The following is a 20,054-nucleotide window of genomic DNA, read 5'->3' on the forward strand; positions in this document are numbered from 1 at the left end:
ATGTGCTTGACGTCGGCTGGGCGGCGGCGGGCTAGATTACCCGTATGCGGATTGTTCGCTTGCTCGGCGTAGTTCTGGCGATCCTCGCAGCCGGTTTACCGCTGGCAACCCCCGCCGGCGCGCAACCGCCGTCCAAGCTGACCGATCACATCACCGACAACACCGGGGTGTTGACGGATTCCGATCGGGCGACGGTCCGCGCGGCACTCGACCGGCTCTATCGGGATCAGCACGTTCAACTGTGGGTGGTTTACGTCGACAACTTCTCCAGGTTCAAACCCGAAAACTGGGCCGACAAAACCCGCAGCGCCAGCGAAATGGACGACCGCGACGCGCTGCTGGCCGTGGCCACGAACACCAAGGCGTACGCGTTCTCCGTGCCGGCGAAGGCCCCGGGCATTACGGACGCCGACCTAAACAGTCTGCGGAGCAACAAGATTGAACCCGCGGTGGGTGCCAAGGACTGGAGCGGTGCGGCGGTCGCGGCGGCCGACGGGTTGAATCGATCAGCAGGGGTGACCAAGCCATCAGGGTCGAACAATCCGTCGGAGCCGAGCGAACCGCCGGGCTCGTCAAAGCGGATTTGGCTGATGATCGCGATCGGCGTCATCGTCGTCGTGGTCATCGTCGTGGCGGCGATTGTGCTCTATCGCGTACGCCGCCGCCGCGGCGTGCCGCCGCTCGCCCCCGGTGATGGACAGCGCGTTGATTCGTTGGGGCGGGCGTTGCCGATCGCGGACGCCAGGTTGCGCCAAGTCTCCGACTACGTCGCCAAGCATCGCGAGAGCATCGGCGCGGAGGCGCGGGCGCGATTCGACGAGGCGAGAAGGCATTTGGCGGCGGCGCACGACAAACAAGCAAGCAACGAGCCCGAAGCGATCGCTCATGCCAACGGGGCATCGACGCTGGCCGCTCAGGCGCAAACGCTGGCGAACGCCGACGTGCTGGCGGCCCATCGCGCGCCTAGACGTCGAGGGTGAAAAAGCCTACATATCAACACGATTGCTAGGTTGTGACCGCCATCAACTTGTCGCTGGAGTTCCATGACTGAACGAAGAGCGCCAGCGGGATCTGCTCGTCGCGACCCTAGCGGCTGCCGCTGTCGTTGAGGTGCCCGACGTCGTTGCGGGTGTCGACACCGGTCACGACCACCGTGTGGTCATGGGCGGGGTTGCCCTGCTCGTCTTTGTGGTCGACGGGCTCGTGCCAGATGAGTTCGCTGTTGCGGCTGACGAGCACCTTGTGGCCGGCGCCCAGTTCCTGCTCGAGTTCCTCAATGCTGCCGTTGCGAATGGTGGCGCCGACGTTGTACTGCGCCAGTAGCGCGGGGATGTCGCGGAACCACATGCCCTCGCCGGAATTCGGATCCTTGGGATTGGCGGGCCTGGTGTAGATCGGGCCGGGGCCCTGTGAGCTGGGCGTCACATGGGCCCGGTCGATGATCTCTCCCGCCGAACTCGCTTAACGACGAAAAACGAGTCGGTGTCGCCCGCCGGACCGTAGGGTTGACGGGTGCTGGCAAACGGGGCGCTGGTCTGCGGTTACCGCATCGAGGCGGTGCTGGGCAGCGGGGGGATGGGCACCGTGTATTTGGCCGCCGATCCCGCGTTGCCCCGCCAAGTCGCCCTCAAGGTGCTCTCGGCCGAGCTGTCGCGCGATCGGGACTTTCGGGCGCGATTCATTCGCGAAGCCGACACGGCGGCCGCACTGGCGCACCCCCAGATCGTGTCCGTCTATACGCGCGGGCAAACCGAAGAAGGTCAGCTGTGGATCGCGATGCAGTTCGTCGACGGAACCGACGCCGAGGCCGCGTTGTGCGACGGAACCATGACCCCACACCGGGCGGTCCACATCATCTCGCAAGTGGCCAAGGCGCTCGATTTCGCGCACGCCAACCACGTCATCCACCGCGACGTCAAGCCGGGCAACTTCCTGCTCTCCGGCACCTTCGGCCCCAACGAGCGAGTCCTGCTCGGCGACTTCGGGATTGCTCGTGCGCTTGACGACGTGGGTCTGACCGCCACCGGGGCGGTGGTGGCCACCGTCGGCTACGCCGCACCCGAGGTGCTGTCCAACGGGCGAATCGACGGCCGGGTCGACATTTATTCGTTGGGTTGCACGCTGTATCGATTGCTCACGGGCAACACACCCTTCCCGGCCAACAACGGGGCCGCGGCCGTGATGATGGCCCGCTTGATGCAACCCCCGCCCCGCCCCAGCGATGCGGTGCCGTCGCTGCCTCCCGGCCTCGATCACGTAATCGCGATCGCGATGGCAAAGGATCCCGCCGCCCGATTCCCGTCGGCGGGCGCACTGGCCGACGCCGCCGTCTCGGCGCTGCATGATCGCAACCGCTACGCACCGCTGCCACCGATCCCCAGCGGTGACGTCCACTCCTACCCGCACACTTCGCAGCCGCCGACGGTGACCGCCTGGCCGGGGTCGCGACTGCCCGGGCAGTTCCCGCCACCCGGGCCGCAAGCGCCGGCTCCTAAGCGCCGGCGCGGTTTGATCGCCGCCGCGCTGGCCGGCGTGGTGCTGTTGGTCGCCACGGTCACCGTGCTCGCCTGGCCGGACGCCGGCGGGCCCCACACTGACGTCAGCCAGGGCTCCGGATCACCGGGCTCATCGGCGTCGCCGCAGGGGCCGCCGGCCACCGATGTCGCCCCCGCTCAGCTGCGCTCGATCTTGTTGTCCGCGGCCCAACTTCCGGTCGCGGCCAATGGGGATCCGCTGGTGCTCGAGCAAGACAGTGCCGGCCTGCTCGACGATTCGGCGGCCGTTGACAACCCCTCATGCGTGGGCGCCTGGGCCCCCGCACAGCAGAGCGTGTATGGGCGAACCAGTTACACGGGTGTGGCCGTACAAACGTTGCGCGGCATGAACGAACAGGCTTGGCAGGACAGCGTCACCCAGGCTGTCCTCGCCTTCCCCAGCGACAAGGCCGTCAGCGCCCTGACGTCGCAGGAGGGGCAATGGTCGCTGTGCGGCGGAAAATCCGTCACCGTTACCGAACCAGGCGCGCCCGCCAAGACGTGGGACTTGGGCCAGCCCCAGACCACTGCCGGTGTGCTGACCCTGCCGGCGACGCTGCGCGGCGGCGGATCGTGTCAACACGGAATGATGGTGCGCGGCAATGTCTTAGTCGACATCCGGCAATGCCGCGCCGCGGGCGGGGTCGACATCGCCGCGCTGGTCAGCGCTACCGCCAACAAGGTGCCACGACAATGACGCAACACGGGGGATATCGATGAACGCTTTCGCACCGGTCGTTACCCGCCTGTGGGCCATCGGTGTGGTCGCCGCGCTGACCGTCTCGTGCACGACGACAACCGGAGGCTCCGCGCAGCCCCAACACACCGTCGCCTCGAACTCGATGCCCGCCGCGGCCCCCTCCGGTGGCCCGGCGACCCCGGCCCCCTCCGCCACTCCTTCGGCCCAGGATCAGATCCGGGAGACCCTGATGGCGTTTCAGGATGCGTACAACACCCAAAACTGGGACGCCTATCTGGAATTGATGTGTACGGCGATGCGGTCCCAATTCAGCGGCACCGCAATCAATTACGTCAAGAAAGGCCGCGCCCAAAACGGCGTCACCACGATCAAGAACATCAGCAACATCGCGATCACCGGCGACACCGCCGACGCCACGTTCGAAAGTCAAAACGAAACGTTGGGCACTCGCACCGTCAGCTTGCCGTTGAAGCTCGAAGACGGCTGGAAAATCTGCAAGGTGTAACCACGAATCAATATGAAAAGCGCACTGCTGCACGTGAACTCGACGATTGTTGCTGCACTGCTGCTCGCGGCCTGTAGCCACACCACCGCCGGCGAAGCCACCCGCGCGCCCGAGTCAACCTCCGCGGCGCCGGTGAACACCTCCCTGCTTGACCCGGGAAGATATCCCGTCGCGCCGCAGCCCCCGCTGGGCAACGCCGGCTCGGACCACGCCGGGCGACTCGCCGAAGGACGCCGGATGGCTGCCTACGTCGTCGGGCCCTGGGAGATCGAGCCCTCACTGATCGGCTTGAACTCGTCCGGTCCGGCCGTCATCGCCGAATCCAAGGGGCTGACGCGCGCGGTGTGGGCGCCGATCGCCGGGGGCGCCTACAACTTGTCGCTGGTGGTCGGATTCGTCACCGAGCGACAGTCCCAGGGCCCCAATCCGCAAATGGCGCTGCGCAATTCCGTGCTGCGATTCGCCAGCGCCGCGGAGGCATCCCAGGCGGCGCAGAACATGACCACGGCGGCCAGGAACATGCCGCGTGATCCCACCGCCACCCCGATCGTGACAGAACCGGAACGCCCGCTGCCTATTCCGGGACATCCCGAGGCCGGCGGTACGGTGCTGACTTTCCAAGAGGGCGCCCAGACCGTGGTTGAACTCACGGCGCTCACCGCGCACGGTCCCTACGTTCTCGTCCAAGTTGTGCGGTGTGCCGCCGGCCCGGACTGTGAAGCCCAACTTGCCGGGCGCACACTGGATCGTCAGCTTCCTCTTCTCGACACCTTTGTGCCGACCGATGCGGCCGAGTTCCCCACGCTTGCACTGGATCCCACCGGCCTGGTCGCGCGCACCTTGCCGCCGCCAGCGGACCAAACCACTTCGATGTCCGGGGCCGCCTACCCGCCAGCGGGCGCGCTGCACCTCGAGGACGATCCCGTGCAGAGCGGTCCGCTGCTTTCCGCGGTGGGCGTGGACTTTGTTTCGGTGAATCTGACCACCGTCTACCAAGCGAAAGACGCCGCGGCTGCGCAGACGCTCGCCCGGGGTTACAGCGACCTTGCCGCTAAAATGCCTGCCGCACAAGCGGCTTCACCGGTCCCCGGTCTCCCGGACAGTCACTGCACTCGTGTCGCCGGATCCAACGGTCTGGTGCCCCGCTACTGGTGTCTGAGTGTCGCGGGCCGCTACACCATCAAAACGGTTGCCCGCCAGCTCGATAACGCCCAACAACAGATGGCGGCCCAATATCGCATCCTGACGGCGAGTTGACGAGATGATGCATCGACGGGTGACCGCCGCACTGCCCGGCGCGGGTCTGTCAGGCTGCTGACGTGGACGAACTCCTCGGGCCGTCGTGTCCTTGCGGCAGTGACGTCGGCTATCGCGCTTGTTGCGGGCCGCTACACGATGGCGAATTGCTGGCCCGATCGGCCGAGGAGTTGATGCGGTCGAGGTATTCGGCATTCGCCCACGGTGACGCCGCCTATCTATTCCGCACCTGGCATCCGCGAACGCGGCCGGACGACGTGACCGTCGACCCGCGCATCACCTGGACCGGACTCGAGGTGATCGACACCGTCGCGGGTGGTCCAGACGACGATCGCGGTGAGGTGGAGTTCAACGCCCGGTTCGAGTCCGGGGGCCGCGCCGACTGCCTGCATGAGCGCAGTCACTTCGAGCGCCGGGCCGGCCGGTGGTTTTACGTCGACGCCATTGACGACGCCGCAGCGGAAGATCGCTGGCCGTCTTGAGCGTTGACACGCCTATGACCGACGACGGAAACGAGGCATCGCCCATGACCGCAGATTTACCCAGCGAGGCACTGGAGCTGCGTTCGCTGGTGACCTCCGATGGCACGCTCGAGCTCTCGCTGCAGGAGGTTCCTGTTCCGACGCCAGGCGCCAACGAGGTGCTGGTGCGAGTGGAAGCCTCGCCGATCAATCCGTCGGATCTGGGCCTTCTCATTGCCAGCGCCGACATGACCAAGGCGACGGTCACCGGGACACCCGAACGCCCCGTCGTCACCGCTTCGGTGGGGCAGGGGAGCCTCGCAGCGCTCGCGGCGCGCCTCGACAAGTCGCTCCCGGTGGGCAACGAGGGCGCGGGCACCGTGGTCGCCGCCGGATCAGCCGAAGCGGCCCAGGCGATCATCGGAAAGACCGTCGCGATCGCGGGCGGCGCGATGTACTCGCAATACCGGGTGGTCGACGCTGCTGCCTGTCTGGTCCTGCCAGACGGTGCTACGGCGAGGGACGGGGCATCGTCGTTCGTCAACCCAATGACGGCCCTGGGAATGACCGAAACCATGCACCGCGAAGGACATTCGGGCCTCGTACACACCGCCGCCGCATCCAACCTCGGCCAGATGCTGGTCAAGCTCTGCCAGGAAGACGGCATACCGCTGGTCAATATCGTCCGCAAACCCGAGCAAGAGGAGCTGCTGACAAAGCTCGGCGCAACCCATGTGCTCAATTCTTCGTCGCCGTCGTTCGAAGCAGATCTGGTCGAGGCGCTCAAAGAGACCTCCGCGACGCTCGCCTTCGACGCCACCGGCGGTGGCACGCTTGCCAGCCAAATCCTCAACGGCATGGAGAAGGCGGCCAGCGCGACCGCGGGCGAGTACTCCCGCTACGGGTCAACCACGCACAAGCAGGTATACATCTACGGCGGACTCGACACCGGCCCCACGGTGCTCACCAGGAACTTCGGCATGGCGTGGGGCATCGGTGGCTGGCTGCTCACCTACTTCATCCAGAAGGCCGACGCCGAGACGTTCGGTCGGTTGCGCGCTCGGGTGGCCGCCGAACTCACCACGACGTTCGCGAGTAGCTACACCCGCGAGGTCTCACTCGCGGGCATGCTGGCGCCCGACGCGTTCAACGAATACCTCAAGCGAGCGACCGGCGAGAAGTTCCTGGTGGCTCCGCACGCCGCCGGGTGAATGCAGAGCGAGTGACGGGATTCGAACCCGTGTGTACGGCTTTGCAGGCCGCTGCCTAGCCGCTCAGCCACACCCGCATGAACAGCTACCCTGCCAGCGCGGGTCGCTGTGGCCCAGTGTTTTTCTCGGCCCGATCATTTCGGTCTAGCGGCACCGCGGGCAGCGAAAGTACAGTCGCAAAATGACCAACGGTCGTCTTGCTGATCCGGAATGTTGTCTGCGCACCGACCCTCGGGCGGACCCGCGCATGGTCGAAGCCCTTGCACCGGTGGGTCTGGACAACAATGCGCCGACGGTGGCGCTGACCATCGATGCGCCGCTCGAGGAACGGCTGGCCTATGCGGCGATGGCCGAGGAGGGGATGGGCGCCGTTCTAGGCCTATTCGCGGCGGGTGTTCCGGACGTGACCGGCGTGACGACTACGACGACGACGATCACCGGCGAAGACGGCAACGACGTCACGCTGTACGTCAGCCGCCCCGACGTCGAGGGTGCGTTGCCCGCGGTCGTGCATTTACACGGCGGCGGCATGGCCATCGCCAGCGCGGCCGACGCCACGTACACGCGGCTGCGCGAGTACATAGCGAGCACCGGCCTTGTCGTCGTCGGCGTCGAGTTCCGCAACTCCGGAGGAAAGCTCGGCCCGCAGCCGTTTCCCGCCGGACTGAACGACTGCGCGGCCGGCGTTCGCTGGGTAGCGTCGCACCGCTCGGAACTCGGCGTCAGCCACCTGATCGTCGCCGGCGAGTCCGGCGGAGGTAATCTCACGCTCACCGTGGCGCACAAAGCGAAACGTGAAGGCTGGCTGGGGGAAATCGCGGGTTTCTACGCGCAGTGCCCGTACATCTCCAACCGGTGGCACGAACCGCCCGACGAGTTGCCTTCACTGCGGGAGTGCGACGGCTACTTCATCAGCCTTCAGCAATTGGAGATACTGGGCTCGCTCTACGACCCGGAGAATCAGAACGCGAACGACCCCACCTGCTTTGCCGGCGTCGCGACCGACGACGACCTGAAGGGCCTACCGCCGCACGTGATTTCAGTGAACGAGATCGACCCGTTGCGGGACGAAGGGCTCGATTACTATCGCCGCCTGGTGCACGCGGGTGTGCCGACCGTGGGCCGGTTGGTCGCGGGCACCTGCCACGGGGGCGACCTGATCTTCGCCGGCGCCATGCCCGACGTTTTCGCGGCCAGCATCCGCGACCTCAGCGGCTTCGCCAAGAGCCTCCGCTAGCAGCGGAACTTGCTCCACCGCACCGCGGTCGGGAAGATCGGGCCGAAGCAAGCGAACCGGCAGCCGAGGTTGCGTCGGGCTTCCTGATGGACCAGCCGGGCGGTGCCCTCGGCGAACCCGTCGCGTGGGTAATGGGTGAGGATTTGTCGAGGTTCTCCGGATGGACCGCCCACTGCTGAGCGAGTACGTCGATGAGTCCGCCCGCCCGCACCCAGTGGGCCTCCATGCCGTATCGCTGCGCGGAGACGAACGGGTTCAAGTTGGTCGTGATGGCCAGCGCAACCCGGTCCTGGCGTGCGGTCTCCCACCCGGCGGCGGTGGTGATCTGGCGTGCCCGCCGTGCCGCCCTGCGCTTCCCAATCCAGCGAGCCGACCGGCGGCCGAGAGGTACGACCCATCCGTCACTCCTTCGGCTGTCCGGCGAGGAATTCCTCGATCGCGGTGACGAGGCGGTCGGGCTGATCTTCGGGGATGAACGTGCGGCTTCCGGAGATAAGGTCAAATCGTCCTTGCGGCAACAGTTTTGCCAGCCGTCGCCCATGATCGCGAGGGAAGATCTTGTCGTTGTCGGCCCAGAGCACCAGCGCGGGTTTGTCGAAATTGGTCAGCCGCGCCGCGGCGTCGAACGTGTACTTCGTGTCGACCGCGCGCAGCATGCGCCGAAAGTCGCGCCTGACGCCCGGGTTGCGCCGCACCGGGTCGGTGAACGAACGCATGATGTCGGGCGGCATTGCCCGCGACGTGACAAACCCGTACGCGGTCGGCAAGCGCTGGATCGGCTTGAATTGTGCGGTGTAGGCGACGGCCCAGGTAAGCAGTCGCGAGCGCGCCATCACCTCCAGGTACTTCTGCGGCGTCGGCGGGAACTTCTCGAACGCGTCGCATGAGGTGAGCACCAGCCGTGCGATCCGGTCGGGATGACGCCCGACCAGTGCCTGCGCCACGGCTCCACCGGTGTCGTTGGCGACGATCGTGACGTCCTCGAGGTCCAGGGCGTCGAGAAAGTCCGCAGTGATCCGGGCCATGCCGGGCAGGGACAAATCGGCATCCGGATCCAGTGGGATCGAATGCGACCCCCACGGCAGGTCGGGAGTGATGCAGCGGTGCCCGTCCGCCAGGCGAGGCGCGACGTGCCGCCACAGATCACCGTTGACCGCGACGCCGTGCACGAACACGATCGGCGAGCCAGTGCCGCGGTCGCGGTAGCGGATCACGCCCGCGGGGATGTCGACGCGGTGTTCCGGGCCGAGCTGCGCGCTGATCGACATGGCCAGATCTTACTTGCATGATACAAGCAAAATGCAACACCTCAGCGTGGTCGATCTCCCCAGGCGGCGACTTGCGGCGGCGTCAGGGTGGTCGGTTCGCCATCGGCCCCTATGGCGCCGGGCGCAGGCACGACGCGCAGGTCGCGCAGGGCGACGGGATCCCCGCAGTGCTCGCATCGCAGCGCGGCTCCGGCGGGGTGGTCGCAGCCGTTGTGCAGGATCAAGACCTCGGGACCGTCGGGGCCCGGCGTGTGGCGGTCGGCCCACGCCATCAGCGATAGCACCACCGGGAAAAGGTCGCGCCCCTTCTTGGTCAGGTGATACGAGCCGCGTGGCGCGGTCCGTTCCAGCACGCCGTGGTCCACCAACTTCTGCAACCGAGAGCTCAGGATGTTCGTCGCCATGCCGAGACTGCGCAAGAACTCGTCGTAGCGGGTCAATCCGTGGAAGGCGTCGCGGACGATCAGGAGTGTCCAGCGCTCGCCGAGGATCTCGAGTGCCCGAGCCAGCGCGCAGCTTTGGTCCTCGTACCCGCTCCCAAGTGGCATGGTGCAAGTTTAGTTTTGTCACTGGGAAAGACCTGGCGTCGGCCACATGTGCGCTTGTCATGTATGCGATGCCGGGCGGCCGTGTCGCGCTAAACCAGGACGCCTCTTGTCTGACGATGCTGTGGCGAATCGGTGAACAGTGTTGATGTGTAAAGAAATTGGCAACTCAGCTTCTTGCTCGACTCGGCCCGGACGCAAGCCGGCCGTTCGCGTAGCGCCAAAAAACAGAACGCGTATGGCTACTATCGGACAATGCTGCAAGAGGCCCAGAAATTGTCGAATGGCGTTCGTAGCCGTCGGCGCGGCAAGGTGCTCGAACGCGCGCTCTACGAGGCGACGTTGGCCGAGCTCGCCGAGGTCGGATACGGCGGGCTGACGATGGAAGGAATCGCCGCTCGCGCCCAGACGGGCAAGGCCGCGCTGTATCGGCGGTGGGGCAGCAAGCACGACCTGGTGCACGCCGCGCTGGTGTTCGCGTTGCCCTCGCTGTCCGAGCCACGGCCCGGGCGGTCGGCGCGCGACGCGCTGCTGACGCTCTTCACTTCGCACCGTGACCTTTTGGCCGGCAAAACCGCTTTTCCCGGGTTGCACATCATGCATCAGCTGCTGCACGAACCCGAGATGCGCGCTATCTTCGCCGACGCGGTGGTGCGTCCGCGGTTGAAGGTCATCGATTCGATCCTGGCCGCCGCGGTCGAGGCCGGCGATATCGATGCGGCCACCCTGACCCCGCTGACCGCCCGGATCGGGCCGGCCCTGATCAATCACCGTTTCCTGCTGACCGGCGAAGCCCCGAATCGGCGCGAGCTGACACTGATTGTCAATGCGGTGATCCCACCGCGTGCGGCGACGTCTTCGACCGGCTAGTGCACCGCACGTAAGGCTCCGTTTTATTCACGTTCGATCCGGCTGGACGTTCCGAAGTAACGGAAACGCTCGTCGCCGGCGCACCCGGCCGTTGTTGGCGAGTCGATCCGAGCAGCCGGGCGGTGAACCGGCAGAATCTGCTGGAAGAGTCGGCAGACCGCGGTCCGCAAGGCCGTCGTATGAGGCAGCCATGTCAATACCAACTCTTGACGAATCCATGCGAACGATCGTTATCATACTGCGGTATGGTTTCTTTTGTGAAGCAGGGCACATCGTGCGGTCATATGTGACACGACGCGCCCGGCACGACTGAACGCTTCTTTTGAGAGGGCAATTCATGACGTCATCCACGGCTTCGCCGCCACACACCACAGTCGATAATCGCGGCCACTTCTCCCTGGCGAGCCAGCGCGCGATCCTTTGGTGGGGTGTCGGTCTCGCCATCGTCTACGGCCTCGCCTTCGTCCTCCTGTTGCAACAGGCCCCGCTGAAAAACCCGCAGTGGTCGGCAGAGCAGGTCGCGCAGTGGTACGTGACCAACGGAACCAAGATCAAGTGGGGGGCGGTCATCTGCAGCTGGACCGGCTGTTTCATGATGCCGATTTGGGCGGTGTTCGCCGCACAGATGGCCCGGGTGGAACCGGGTCGATGGAAGGTGTGGAGCGCGCTCACCCTCGCCAGCGGCGCATTGATGTCGATCTATCTGGCGCTGCCCCCGATGTTCTGGGGAGTCGCCGCCTACACCGCGCCGCGCAAGAACTCCGAAGTGACCACGTTGATTCACGAGTTGGCTTCGCTGACGATGACGACGACCGATCAGGCATACATCTTCGCCTGGGTCGCGGTCTCGGTGATTGCGCTGCGCCCGGCCACCCAGCTGGTCAAGAACAACCCGTTCCCGCGGTGGTGGGCCTATGGCTCGCTGTGGATCACGTTCATGTTCGAGGCGGGTGCGTTCGCCTTCCTGCCCCGCACCGGTCCGTTCGCGTGGAACGGGCTACTGGTGTTCGGTCGCCATTCGTGCTGTTCACCGTGTGGATCATCATCCAGAGCAACCTTTGCTTCCGGGCGATCCGGGCCCAGCGGGAAGATCCCGACGAGAACTACTTCGCTTAAGACATGACGACCCCGGAGCTCCTGGAGCAGTCTGCCCTGACTGGGACTCCGGGCATCGCCATGCAGAATCCGCGACACGCGTCTGAAGACATTCGGGCGTCGGGAGATAGCTGTCAATGCGAAAATGGCGGCGTGCCCGGTAAGACGAAGGTCAACGGCCAGGCAGTGACGCGCGGTGCGGGAAGGCGCCTGCTGCTGGAATCGGCGCGCGCCTTGTTCGCTGAGCGCGGCTACGCCGGCACGAGCACGCGGGAGATCGCCCGGGCGGCCTCGGTATCGGAGCCGATGATTTTCCGGCACTTCGGATCCAAGGCGAAGCTTTTCGAAGAGGCGGTGCTGGCACCGTTCAACACCTTCGTGTCCGACTATGTGGCGGACTGGGCCGCGCGCCCGCGCGGCATGAAGACCCCCTACGCGGAAACGTATGACTTTTATCGCGGTGTCTACGACGTGCTGTCGGCGAATCGGCGACTGATCCACGAAATGATCGGAGCCCGCGCCGTGGGCGGACCGTTGAGCGCCGAAACCGCCTCCGCGCCGCAAATGGGCCGACTCCTGGAACGTTTTGAGGCCATCGTGTACGGCGAGATCGCGGAGCGCGGGTTCCGTCCTTTCGATCCCGCGGTCGTGACGCGGGTGATCTTCGGGATGGTGTTCTCGATCGCGGTATTCGGTGACTGGATGTTTGAAGGCTCGACCCGCCCGCCGCCAAGCGCTGAGGCGTTCATCGAGGAGATGGCCCGTCTGACTATTTACGGCGCCTACCCGGAAGGTGCCACACCGACCGCGGCGCCATGACTGGAATAGTGAGCCCCGCAACGGATTCTGATCAATCCAACTAGCCTTGTCGCCACTCGCACCGTAGATTGCGATGAGAATCATCGCTTCGAGAATGCGCTCGCGACTCGGGCGCCGGCCCATCGCGGCGAAGACCTAACCGTCGAACACCGCCGCTGCCAAGACGGTCGCGAATGGAAGCCTGGCCGAACACGAGTGCCTTACCGTGAGCCATAGATCCTCATCGCCCCCACGCCGGGGTCGCGCACACCATTGAATATATGATTGATTAAATTCTGAATTGACATGAGAACCTCGACCTCCTAGTCGATCTCCGCATCCGCCGGTGGACTTCAGCGGTTGAGCTGTCTCATTCTCCGCCGTTTGGGCACACGGGTGTCGATGGTCCGGCTAGGCACCGGAAGAGCGTGACACGGTAGACGGAAACTCGTCGTCGATATTCGAGGTGGCCGAGGGCCGGCCCGCAGGGCGTGCGGGAATGTGGCTCAGCGTGAAGCTGCAGTGAATAGCATTGCGCACCAGTACAATTACCCGGCGAGGAGCTGCTGCATCTGGCCGATGTCGGTCTGCCGTGCTTTGACTATTTGCTTGGCCAGGCTGATGGCGTCGACGTTCTTTCCCTTAGCGACTTCACCGTTGGCGAGGTCGATTGTTGCCTGATACAGACTGATCATCGAGTTCAGGTAGACCGTGTCGAACTCAGGCCCCCGCAATGCCGCAAGCTTGGTGAGGGTCGGGTTGTTGCGCGGGTTGTTGGGCGCGGTGGGGAGGTTGCTGGTCCCGGACGGGTTGTCCTGGCCTTCTTTCCACTGCGCCCGCAAGGCTTTCAAGACCTGTGTGTCCACCTGCAGGGCCGCGACGGCCTTGGCGGCGAACGCGACGACGTCGGGATTCTCGGAATGATCGGCTACCAGTGCCGACATGCTGATACCTTGATCCTCACGTGCAATTGCGTCGTTCGCGAAAGCAACGTCGGCGGGGGTGTAGGCGGCGGGTTCACCAGTGATCACGGGCATGTCATCGCTCCGGGTCGGGTGTGCGTGGTCGCCCGACGGCGAGCTGCTGCACGACGAGAGGAGCAACGCGATGCCCCAGGCCATCAGAGCGGCTGCGATGCGCGTGGCGAACGATGGCACGTCGTCAGATTAGTGGACGCCCGGAATCGAATTTCGCCGTGGCGTCGGTGGGTCCCGATTGATCGATCGCCCTGTCCGGCCGCGAGGTGAACCGCGGCCGGCCCTTCGTGTAACCGTCCGGCGCGACGACCCGCGTGCGCAACCGCGGGGAAGGACTTCCGGCGTGACGGCAAGGCGGACGTCGAACCGTCGGCTGCGGCAGTGGCGCCGGTCAGGTGGCTCGCGATCGTGGGCGTCGACGATGCGAGCACCTATGAATCCGGTGTGCCTGGCCGTCCGCGAGATCGCTTTTACGACACGGCCTCTCATGTTTAGCAGCGCTAAACCCCATTGCCGAAAGACCATTCGGTCTACCTCGGCGACCAGCAAGGACGTGGCCCGGAAGCCGCCGGGCGCTCCGTCGACGGACGTGGGTCAATCTTTAATCTTGATAAAAATATTAGTTAAGTGCTGCTATATTTAGCGACACTCACACTCCGCCGGCCGCGCGTCCAGAATTTCTCGTCCAACGCGCCAAAATTGAAGCAAGCCAGGGAAAGTCGACTGAGCTGGAGCGGTAGCCGGACTACTTGACACGTGTTTTGAGACGACAAGGTCAGAAAAGCATTGACTTGAGACTGGTTGCTGCATAATGTGGTCCCGCACACATCAGACTCAGAGTGTGGTCCGGCACGCATCACCTCGAACCTGGAAGAGCCGCATGAGGGAGATGGACACGGATGGGGGAGATTGACATAGCGCCAGGAGCGTATTCCTGTCCGGCGATTGCGCGGCGGGTATTTGCGGCGGCCACACCAGGCTTGTTTGCGGACCGCCGCGCCGAGTTCACCGTCGCCCTTTTTGCCGGCGCCGAGCAAACGAGGAGAGGCTGTTAGTGGTCTCTAACACCCCACTGATCGGGCTGGCGAAGAAGCCGCTGGACAAACCGGTTCGCGAAGTCGGCAGTTTCATCGCGATGGCGATGGACACCTTTATCCAGGCATTCCGGCCACCGTTCTTCTGGCGCGAGGTGGTCGAGCAATGCTGGTTCATCGCGCGGGTTGCGACCTTCCCGGCGGTCGCGCAATCGATTGCTTTCAACGGGATGGTCGTTTTCCTCTTCGGCGTTGCGACGGTCTCGTTCGGGGCGGGCGACGTAATCGGCGCGGCTTCGGGGCTGGCGACCGTTTCGCAGATCGGCCCGGTGACCACCGTGTTCGTCCTAAGCGGTGCCGCCGCCACGGCGATGTGCGCCGACTTGGGCTCCCGAACCATTCGCGAAGAGATCGACGCGATGCGGGTCTTGGGTATCGATCCAATTCATCGGCTGGTGGTGCCACGGGTGACCGCCCTACTGATCGCGGGCAACCTGATCAATGCCGTGGTGGTGATCGCGGGACTAAGTGCCGACTACATGTTCGCCGTCTACGCGCTAAACGGTAACCCCGGTGCGTTCGCGTCGAGCCTGACGTTGCTCACCAACGGCCCCACGGTCGTGGTCAGCTTCGTCAAGGCCTCTGTTTTTGGAGTGCTCGCCGGATTAATCGCCTGTTATAGGGGAATGTCCGCCGGCGGCGGACCACAGGGTGTCGGAAACGCCGTCAACGAGACGGTGGTGTTCACGTTCATGGCGCTGCTGATCGCGAACATCATCATCAGCGTCGTCACCGCGACCCAGACGCTGGCGACATGATCGCCGACGCAAAGGTCGTGGTGGGTGCCCGGTACCCGCGGCTGACTCGCACCGCGCGGACTTGGGCCGCGGGTTGGACTCGCCTCGGCGAGCAAATGGAGTTCTACGTCAAGGCCCTTGTTGCTATTCGCAGCACCCTCGTCAAATACAAATCGGAGACATTGCGGGTGGTCTCCGAGATGAGCTTGGGCGTGGGTGCGCTTGCCCTGATCGGTGGCGAGGTAGTGATCCTCGCGGTGTTGACCGGTAGCGCGGCGGCCATCGTCGGCATCTTCGGCTACATCCAGGCCAGCAGCATCGGCGTCGGCGCGATCGCCGGATTCTTCTCCGCCTACGCCAACGTGCGTTTGCAGCTTCCGCTCATTGTCGCCAACGGCCTCGCGGCCACCATCGGTGCCGGTGCGACCGCGCAACTCGGGGCGATGCGGATCAGCGAGGAGATCGACGCGCTGGAGGTCATCGGCATCCGTTCCATCCCTTACCTGGTGACGACCCGCGTGCTGGGTGGCCTACTGGTGGTTCCGCCGCTCTACTGCATCACCTTCGTCGGCTCGGTCATTACCACTCGAACCATCGTGCTCCTCACTTACCACCAGGGGGCCGGCGGCTTCGACCACTACTTCAACACGTTCCTGCTGCCCAGGGACGTCCTGGTGTCCGGGCTCGAATGCACCGTGCAGGCCGTGATCGTCATGCTGATCCACACCTATTACGGCTACACCGCCTCGGGCGGCCCCGCAGGGGTCGGTGAGGCCGTCGGCCGCGCGGTGCGGGCCTCCATCGGGGTGTCCATCACCCTCACCTTCGTGCTGTCCCTGGTCCTCTACGGGCAGTCCGGCGACTTCCACCTGTCGGGTTAGCAACGATGAAAAAAACACGTGCGCTGCATCCGGGTTGGTACGCACTGATTTTGGTTGTGCTGCTTATCGCGGCAATCCCGCTATCGGTGATGGCCTTCAAGCGAGACTTCGTCGACTACGCCAATGTGACGTTGGTGTCGGATCGTGCCGGTCTAGTCATGGACGTCAACGCGGTCGTCAAGTACCGCGGTGTGGAAGTCGGCCGGGTCTCATCGATCGATCCGAAAAATGGCGCGACTCTCGGGCTGGAGCTGAATCCGAGTCAGCTCAGATACATACCGGCCAACGTTGAAGCGCAGATCAGCTCGCCGACGGTCTTCGGTGCGAAGTATGTCGATTTGCGTCCACCGCCGGACCCGAGCCGCAAACGGTTGGCAGCGGGTGCGGTGTTGACCACGAACAAGGTGAGCATCGAATCGAATTCGGTGCTCAAGGATTTGGTGGGCGTGCTCAACCAGATCGATCCGGCCAAGATCAACGCGGTGATCTCCGCGTTGGCCGAAGGGTTTCGGGGCAAGGGCGAGGTCATCGGCCAGGCCATCACCGATTTCAACCAGGTGTTGATGGAGGTCAATCCCCGCAGTGAACTGCTGCGGTCCGATTGGCGCGCGTTCGGTAATTTCAGCGACGCCTACTCGGGTGCCGCTCAGAACCTGGTGGCCGTGTTGGACGCCGGAGCCGACGACAGCGCCGTGCTCGCCAGACAATCCAAAGACCTCGACTACGCACTGGTCACCCTCACCGGGCTTGGTAAAAGCGGTAACAAACTCTTCGACTCGACCAACACCACCAACCTCATCCATCTGCTCAAGGAGCTCGAGCCGACGACGCGGCTGTTGATGAAATACAACCCCGAACTGACCTGCACGTTCCTGGGCGCATCGCGGTTATGCCGATGCCTTCACGTTCAACGGGCGGTCGTTCCTGGCCGATGCCGGCCTGCTGTTCGGCGACGATACTTATCGGTACCCGGAGAACCTTCCCGTTGTGGACATTAAAGGCGGTCCAGGTGGAACGCCGAGCTGCGGTTCGTTGCCCGATGTCGAGAAGAACTTCCCGCAGCGCTACCTGATCACCAACTCCGGGTTCGGTCCCGGCATGGATGTGCGCCCGAACCCGGGCATCGGGTTCCCCGGCTATGCCAACTACGGCCCGACCGGCCGTGGGACCCCGCTGCCGCCGACGCTCAAGGACGAGGGCGGCCCGGCGCCGGGCCCGGTGCCCTACCCCGGGGCGCCGCCCTACGGTGCGCAGCGCTACGCACCGGATGGCGCGCCGCTGTTCCCGGGGCTGCCGCCGGCTCCGCCCGCCGGGCGACCGCGAGACCCGGGCATGGGCAAACCGCCGGCCGGATCCGAACCCTTCGTGCCGCCCTACCCAGGAACCCCGGCCAAGCCCCGCTAGCGCACCCGACCCACGTCCAAGAAAGGCGAACATTGCGCCACAAGTTTCGAGGCATACTGGTGCGGTTTGCCATCTATGCCACCGTATGTTCGTTGGGCATCGCGTTGCTGCTTGCCGTTTTCGGCCAATTCCGTTTTGAGGAGTCGAACGACTACAACGCTGTTTTCGCCAACGTCTCGGGGTTACGCGAAAACAATTTCGTGCGCATCGCGGGCGTGGAAGTAGGCAAGGTCAAGGCAGTCTCCGTGCAGCCCGATTCCACGGTGCGGGTCGAGTTCACCGCAGACAAGACGGTGACACTCACCGAGGGAAGCCGGGCGATTGTCCGCTACGACGACCTTTTCGGAGGCAGATTCCTCGCACTGGAGGAAGGTGCCGGGGGGGTCAAGAAACTCAACCCAGGGGCAACCATCCCGCTGGGTCGCACCCAGCCGGCCCTGGATCTAGACGCGTTGATCGGGGGATTACGGCCCCTGTTCCGCTCCCTCGACCCTGATCAGGTCAATGCGCTGAGCGGTCAGTTGATACAGGCCTTACAGGGCCAGGGCGCCACGATCGGTTCGGTGCTGACTCAGGCCGCCTCGGTCAGCGGCACTCTCGCCGATCGCGACCAGCTGTTCGGCCAGCTCATCACGAACCTGAACACCGTGCTCACATCGGCAGGCGAACAGGACAAACAGGTCGCCAAGGCCCTCGATTCGCTAACCACGCTCAGCAATACGCTCAACACCCGACGCGACGCGCTCGCGAATGGTTTGAAGGGTGCCGCACGGCTCTTCAAGGCGGGCAACGAGGTCCTGGAGGCGGCCCGCGATCCACTTAAACAGGTGGTGGACGAAGGGGGTCGCGTTGGCGGAACCATCATGGCCGACAAGGACTTTGTCGACAACCTGATTAACACCCTGCCCGACGATTACCGGATCATCGGCCGCGAGGGCCTGTACGGCGACTTCTTCACCTTCTACCTATGCGACCTGATTTTGAAGGTGAATGGCAAGAACGGGCAGCCGACCGATATCACGCTGGCCAGCCAGCGTTCGGGGAGGTGCACCCCGAAATGAAACGTGCATATCAACGGCTCTTCGAGATGAAGCAATTCTCCGAGCGCAATCCCTACAAAATCGGCATCATCGGCATGGTCGTCGTGGCCATGGCGGTATTTATTGCGCTGTATTACGACAAGCTGACCTTCCTCACCGGCGACAAGGAATACACGGCGTACTTCGCCGAGGCCGGTGGGCTGGAGACCAACAGCGTCGTCGAGGTCTCGGGTGCCCGCGTCGGCCGCGTATCGTCGGTCGGCCTGGATGGACCGAAGGTAGTGGTCACGTTCCACATTCCCGGCGACATACGACTCGGCGACCGCACCGAGGCCTCGGTCAAATTGAAGACCCTGCTGGGGAGCAAGCTCATCGAGCTCACCCCGCGAGGCGATCGTCCGCTGTCCGGGCCGATACCGCTGGAGCGGACCACGTCGGCCTATCAGCTGCCCGATGTGCTGGGCGACCTCTCCAAGACGGTCGCCAAGTTGAACACCGACCAGCTGTCGACCGCGCTTTCGGTGGTGGCCAACGAATTCAGTGGGACCCCACCGCAAGTCAAGGCGGCGGCGGACGGAGTGGCACGGTTTTCCCAGACTTTGGATGAGCGTGACAAGGAGCTGCGGAACCTGCTCGCCAACGCCCAAAAAGTGACAAAGGTCCTCGGTGACCGCAGCGAGCACATAGTAAACCTCGTCGGCGACACCAACATGCTGCTGGCGCGGCTCAAAGCCGAGGACCGCTACCTGGACCGAATATTCAACGACAACAGCAACATTGTCCGGGCGCTGATGAAAGTCGTCGACGACAACCATGCGAACTTGAAACCCGCGCTGGAGAAACTCAACGGGGTGCTGGGGCTGCTCAACAATCGGAAGGGACGCATCCAGGAGGCGCTCAAGGGTCTCAACAGTTTCGCGCTCGCGCTGGGTGAAGCGGTGGCCTCGGGTCCGTTCTTCAAGGCCTACCTGGTGAACCTGCTGCCGGGACAGTTCGTCCAGCCGTTCATCGACTCCGCCTTCTCCGATCTCGGGTTGGATCCCGCGACCCTGCTGCCCTCGCAGCTCACCGATCCGCAGACCGGTCAGCCGGCCACCCCGCCTTTGCCGATGCCGTACCCGCGGACCGGCCAGGGTGGTGACCCGCGCATGAACATTCCCGATGCCATCACCGGCAACCCCGGCGACCTGCCCTGCAGTGTCCCGGGCCGCCCGGGCGCACCTGGCTGTTATCCGCTTCGGCCAGAACCTCCGGCGCCGCCGCCGGGCGGGCTGCCGCCGGGGCCGCCGGCACTGGGGCCGGGACCGGGCAACGCGTCGACGGGCCCTGTCGAGCAGCCCGCACCCGGACAAACACCGCCGGGCCAGGGGCCGGTGCTGGCGCCGACTGAGTCCTTCGGCCCGCGGCCGGGTCCTGCGCAAGGGGTCAGCAGTGAAGTCC

At 64.7% G+C, this 20,054-nt stretch carries 20 protein-coding genes, 1 tRNA gene and 1 pseudogene; 16 read left to right on the forward strand and 6 right to left on the reverse strand.

Going from position 1 to position 20,054, the window contains the following annotated elements; all coding sequences use genetic code 11:
- Positions 1–44: 44 nt before the first annotated feature.
- A complete protein-coding gene (locus G6N54_RS28415; RefSeq protein ID WP_163794040.1) occupies positions 45–980 on the forward strand; it encodes a TPM domain-containing protein in 936 nt (311 codons plus the stop codon).
- Positions 981–1,086: 106 nt separating this feature from the next.
- Here the strand turns inward: G6N54_RS28415 and G6N54_RS28420 are convergent, their stop codons facing one another.
- Entirely contained in the window at positions 1,087–1,425 is a 339-nt protein-coding gene (locus tag G6N54_RS28420; RefSeq protein ID WP_163794042.1) for a C39 family peptidase, read from the reverse strand.
- Positions 1,426–1,512: 87 nt separating this feature from the next.
- On the opposite strand from G6N54_RS28420, the gene G6N54_RS28425 reads away from it, so the two are divergent.
- The 5 genes from G6N54_RS28425 to G6N54_RS28445 all read left to right on the forward strand — a co-directional run bounded on the left by G6N54_RS28425 (position 1,513) and on the right by G6N54_RS28445 (position 6,668).
- The gene (locus tag G6N54_RS28425; RefSeq protein WP_232073096.1) at positions 1,513–3,231 is read left to right on the forward strand and encodes a serine/threonine-protein kinase PknH/PknJ; all 1,719 of its coding nucleotides are present in this window, start codon (positions 1,513–1,515) and stop codon (positions 3,229–3,231) included.
- Positions 3,232–3,250: 19 nt separating this feature from the next.
- Entirely contained in the window at positions 3,251–3,739 is a 489-nt protein-coding gene (locus G6N54_RS28430) for an Rv0361 family membrane protein (RefSeq protein WP_163794044.1), read from the forward strand.
- A 12-nt stretch (positions 3,740–3,751) separates the two neighbouring features.
- A complete protein-coding gene (locus G6N54_RS28435) occupies positions 3,752–4,996 on the forward strand; it encodes a DUF7373 family lipoprotein (RefSeq protein WP_163794046.1) in 1,245 nt (414 codons plus the stop codon).
- A gap of 146 nt (positions 4,997–5,142) precedes the next feature.
- Positions 5,143–5,478 carry a YchJ family protein gene (locus tag G6N54_RS28440; protein ID WP_232073098.1) on the forward strand — a complete coding sequence of 112 codons (336 nt, stop codon included), beginning with the start codon at positions 5,143–5,145 and terminating at the stop codon, positions 5,476–5,478.
- Between the two features lie 44 nt (positions 5,479–5,522).
- Entirely contained in the window at positions 5,523–6,668 is a 1,146-nt protein-coding gene (locus G6N54_RS28445; RefSeq protein WP_163794048.1) for a zinc-binding dehydrogenase, read from the forward strand.
- Between the two features lie 6 nt (positions 6,669–6,674).
- On the opposite strand, the gene G6N54_RS28450 is transcribed toward G6N54_RS28445, so the two are convergent.
- Positions 6,675–6,745, reverse strand: a tRNA-Cys gene (locus G6N54_RS28450).
- A gap of 104 nt (positions 6,746–6,849) precedes the next feature.
- On the opposite strand from G6N54_RS28450, the gene G6N54_RS28455 reads away from it, so the two are divergent.
- A complete protein-coding gene (locus G6N54_RS28455; protein ID WP_163794050.1) occupies positions 6,850–7,905 on the forward strand; it encodes an alpha/beta hydrolase fold domain-containing protein in 1,056 nt (351 codons plus the stop codon).
- On the opposite strand, the gene G6N54_RS28460 is transcribed toward G6N54_RS28455, so the two are convergent.
- From G6N54_RS28460 to G6N54_RS28470, 3 genes are all read right to left on the reverse strand, one after another.
- Positions 7,902–8,078, reverse strand: coding sequence for a hypothetical protein (locus tag G6N54_RS28460; RefSeq protein WP_163794052.1), 177 nt, complete (start codon positions 8,076–8,078; stop codon positions 7,902–7,904). The two genes, G6N54_RS28455 and G6N54_RS28460, sit on opposite strands and share 4 nt — an antisense overlap.
- 228 nt (positions 8,079–8,306) lie before the next feature.
- The gene (locus tag G6N54_RS28465; RefSeq protein ID WP_163794054.1) at positions 8,307–9,173 is read right to left on the reverse strand and encodes an alpha/beta fold hydrolase; all 867 of its coding nucleotides are present in this window, start codon (positions 9,171–9,173) and stop codon (positions 8,307–8,309) included.
- Between the two features lie 41 nt (positions 9,174–9,214).
- Positions 9,215–9,721 (reverse strand): winged helix-turn-helix transcriptional regulator, encoded by a 507-nt coding sequence (locus G6N54_RS28470; protein WP_163794056.1) that lies wholly within the window; start codon positions 9,719–9,721, stop codon positions 9,215–9,217.
- Between the two features lie 252 nt (positions 9,722–9,973).
- On the opposite strand from G6N54_RS28470, the gene G6N54_RS28475 reads away from it, so the two are divergent.
- The 3 genes from G6N54_RS28475 (at position 9,974) to G6N54_RS28485 (ending at position 12,502) form a co-directional block, all read left to right on the forward strand.
- The gene (locus G6N54_RS28475; RefSeq protein ID WP_163794059.1) at positions 9,974–10,588 is read left to right on the forward strand and encodes a TetR/AcrR family transcriptional regulator; all 615 of its coding nucleotides are present in this window, start codon (positions 9,974–9,976) and stop codon (positions 10,586–10,588) included.
- 337 nt (positions 10,589–10,925) lie between these two features.
- Entirely contained in the window at positions 10,926–11,711 is a 786-nt protein-coding gene (locus G6N54_RS28480; protein WP_232073100.1) for a hypothetical protein, read from the forward strand.
- A 125-nt stretch (positions 11,712–11,836) separates the two neighbouring features.
- Positions 11,837–12,502: a TetR/AcrR family transcriptional regulator gene (locus tag G6N54_RS28485; protein ID WP_163794061.1), complete on the forward strand. Its 666-nt coding sequence runs from the start codon at positions 11,837–11,839 to the stop codon at positions 12,500–12,502.
- 527 nt (positions 12,503–13,029) lie between these two features.
- On the opposite strand, the gene G6N54_RS28490 is transcribed toward G6N54_RS28485, so the two are convergent.
- The gene (locus tag G6N54_RS28490; RefSeq protein ID WP_163794063.1) at positions 13,030–13,638 is read right to left on the reverse strand and encodes a DUF305 domain-containing protein; all 609 of its coding nucleotides are present in this window, start codon (positions 13,636–13,638) and stop codon (positions 13,030–13,032) included.
- A gap of 874 nt (positions 13,639–14,512) precedes the next feature.
- Between G6N54_RS28490 and G6N54_RS28495 the strand changes: the two genes are divergently transcribed.
- From G6N54_RS28495 to G6N54_RS28515, 6 genes and pseudogenes are all read left to right on the forward strand, one after another.
- Positions 14,513–15,310 (forward strand): MlaE family ABC transporter permease, encoded by a 798-nt coding sequence (locus G6N54_RS28495; RefSeq protein ID WP_232073102.1) that lies wholly within the window; start codon positions 14,513–14,515, stop codon positions 15,308–15,310.
- Complete coding sequence (locus G6N54_RS28500; protein ID WP_163794065.1) at positions 15,307–16,170, forward strand: ABC transporter permease; 864 nt, start codon at positions 15,307–15,309, stop codon at positions 16,168–16,170. Before G6N54_RS28495 ends, G6N54_RS28500 begins: the two co-directional genes overlap by 4 nt.
- Before the next feature lie 5 nt (positions 16,171–16,175).
- Positions 16,176–17,168, forward strand: a complete 993-nt coding sequence (locus G6N54_RS28505; protein WP_308207242.1) for an MCE family protein — start codon at positions 16,176–16,178, stop codon at positions 17,166–17,168.
- 34 nt (positions 17,169–17,202) lie between these two features.
- Entirely contained in the window at positions 17,203–17,574 is a 372-nt protein-coding gene (locus tag G6N54_RS31440) for a hypothetical protein (protein ID WP_332107602.1), read from the forward strand.
- 32 nt (positions 17,575–17,606) lie between these two features.
- A complete protein-coding gene (locus tag G6N54_RS28510) occupies positions 17,607–18,635 on the forward strand; it encodes an MCE family protein (RefSeq protein WP_163794067.1) in 1,029 nt (342 codons plus the stop codon).
- Positions 18,636–18,661: 26 nt separating this feature from the next.
- Positions 18,662–19,984 (forward strand): annotated as a pseudogene (locus tag G6N54_RS28515) (MCE family protein); the annotation flags it as partial.
- Positions 19,985–20,054 lie beyond the last annotated feature (70 nt).

The sequence above is a fragment of the Mycobacterium stomatepiae genome, assembly GCF_010731715.1.
In the GTDB taxonomy this organism is placed as follows: Bacteria; Actinomycetota; Actinomycetes; order Mycobacteriales; family Mycobacteriaceae; genus Mycobacterium; species Mycobacterium stomatepiae.